General features: G+C 63.2%; 1 protein-coding gene. It reads right to left on the bottom strand.

Features of this window, described 5'->3' with window-relative positions; all coding sequences use genetic code 11:
- A partial coding sequence (locus ENTMO_RS26580) for an Ig-like domain-containing protein (RefSeq protein ID WP_010430921.1) occupies positions 1-2,242 on the bottom strand: 2,242 nt, incomplete at both ends.

Genomic DNA, 2,242 nt, shown 5'->3' with positions numbered 1-2,242 from the left:
CTTATCGCCCGCTGCCGCGCCGGTGGCGGTACCGCTGATGATGTGCGCCTGGCCGTGTTCTGCGATGTTAATGACATCATCGCCCGCCACGGTGTTGATGGTCACCGCAGGCGCGGTGATATCTACCGCCAGGTTGTGATCCACGGACGCCGGGTTACCCGCTTTATCGCTAACCGACGCGGTGACGGTCACGCTGCCGTCGGTTAATCCAGCCAGATCCGCCGCCGGAACGTTCAGCGTCCAGCTGCCGTCTGCGCTGACGGTTGTGGTGTAGTCTTTGCCGTTCAGCGATACGGTCACTGTCTGGCCCGCTTCGGCGGTGCTGGTACCGGAAACTGCCAGATCGCTCTTCGCTTCGGCGGCATTCAGAATGTCGTCGGTCGCCAGGGTATTGATGGTCACGGACGGTGCGGTCGCATCCACGCTGTACTCGCGGCCTGCCGAGGCGCTGTTGCCGTTCACGTTGGTGACGCTCACCTGCACGCTGGCATCGCCGTCCTTCAGGCCCGCCAGATCGGCCGCTGGCACCGTGGCGGTCCATTTACCGTCGGCATCGACCGTGGCGGTGTAATTCTTGCCGCCGAAGGTGATGGTGACGGTTTGATTTTCTTCCACGTTCGAAGTGGTGCCGGAGAGCACCAGATCCGCGCCCTTCTCGGCGGCGTTAATCACGTCATCGGTGGCAACGGCGTCGATGCTGATGGCAACGCTCGCCAGATCCACCGTCACATCGTGGCTGATGGAAACCGGGTTACCGGCGCTGCTCTGGCCCGCAACGGTTACTGAAACCGTGCCCGCACTCAGTGCGCCAACGTCCGCCGCCGGGATCGCGGTGCTCCAGGTACCGTCTGCCAGCACGGTCGCCGGATAGGTTTTGCCGTTTACGGTCACGGTCAGCGCCGCGCCCGCCGCCAGCCCGTCGCTGGAGCCGGTGATAATCAGGTTCTGCCCGTGTTCGATGCTGTTGATCACGTCGTCGCCCGCCACGGTATCCACGCGAAGGCCCGGCAGGTTGGCATCGATAACAATTTCACGCTCGCCCGTGCCGCTATTGCCCACGCCGTTGGTGACGCTGGCTGACACGGTCAAATCGCCGTTGCCCAGCGCGGTCAGAACGGATTCCGGCACGTTCACGGACCAGGTGAGATCGCTCTGCACCGTTGCGGTGTAGCTGTTACCGCCAATGGTCACGGTCACGGTGTTGCCCGCTTCGGCATTCACCACCTTACCGCTGATGGTCTGCCCGGCTGCCAGCTCCGCCGCGTTAATGATGTCGTCACCTGCAATGGTGTTGATAATCACGCCCGGCAGAACGGATTCCACGTTCACGGTGTGCGACGTGCTGGTGCTATTGCCGACGCTGTCCGTTGCCGATGCGGTAACGGTGTACAACGCTTCACCCAACGCGCCGACCTGATCCGCCGGAACGGTGGTGGTCCATTTCCCGTTGCTGTCGACCATCGCGCTGTACGCTTTGCCGTTCAGCATCACGGTCACCACCGCGCCTGTCGCCAGGCCGGAAGCCGTACCGGAGATCGTCAGATCCTGGGTTTTCTCGGTGTTGTTGATCACATCGTCACCGGAAACGGTGTCAATGGTCAGCACCGGCGCGGTCAGGTTCACCTCCACGCCGTGCGTGGCGCTGTTGCTGTTGCCCGCTTTATCGGTCAGCGCCGCAGTAATGGTGTAATCCCCGGCGGCCAGCGCGGTGACGTCCGCCGCAGGCACGCCCACGCTCCAGTTGCCGGAGGCATCCAGGGTGGCGGTGTAGGATTTGCCGTTGAGGGTTACGGTGACCACGTCGCCCGCCGCCGCGCCGGTTACGGCGCCCGTAACAATCAGAGCCTGCGCATGCTCGACGCTGTTGATCACGTCGTCGTCGGAAACGATGTTAATGGTCAGCTGCGGGACGGTGGTATCGACCAGCACGTCGCGATCCGCAGAGGCCGGGTTGCCCGCCTTATCAGACACGGCGGCGCTGATGGTGTAGTTGCCGTCGGTAATACCGCTCAGATCCGCGGACGGCACGGTCACGCTCCAGCTGCCGTTCGCCTGTACGGTGGTGGTGTAGTCCACGCCGTTCAGCGTTACGGTGACGGTCTGGCCCGCTTCGGCGTTGGTCACGCCGTTAACGACCAGATCCTGCTGCGCTTCGGCCGCATTGATGATGTTGTTGTCGCTGACAATTTCAATAGATACCGTCGGCGCGGTGGCGTCCACGCTGTACTCGCGGCCTGCCGAC

It is taken from the genome of Enterobacter mori LMG 25706, assembly GCF_000211415.1.
Lineage (GTDB): Bacteria > Pseudomonadota > Gammaproteobacteria > Enterobacterales > Enterobacteriaceae > Enterobacter > Enterobacter mori.
This window is presented reverse-complemented; position numbering and strand designations above follow the sequence as displayed.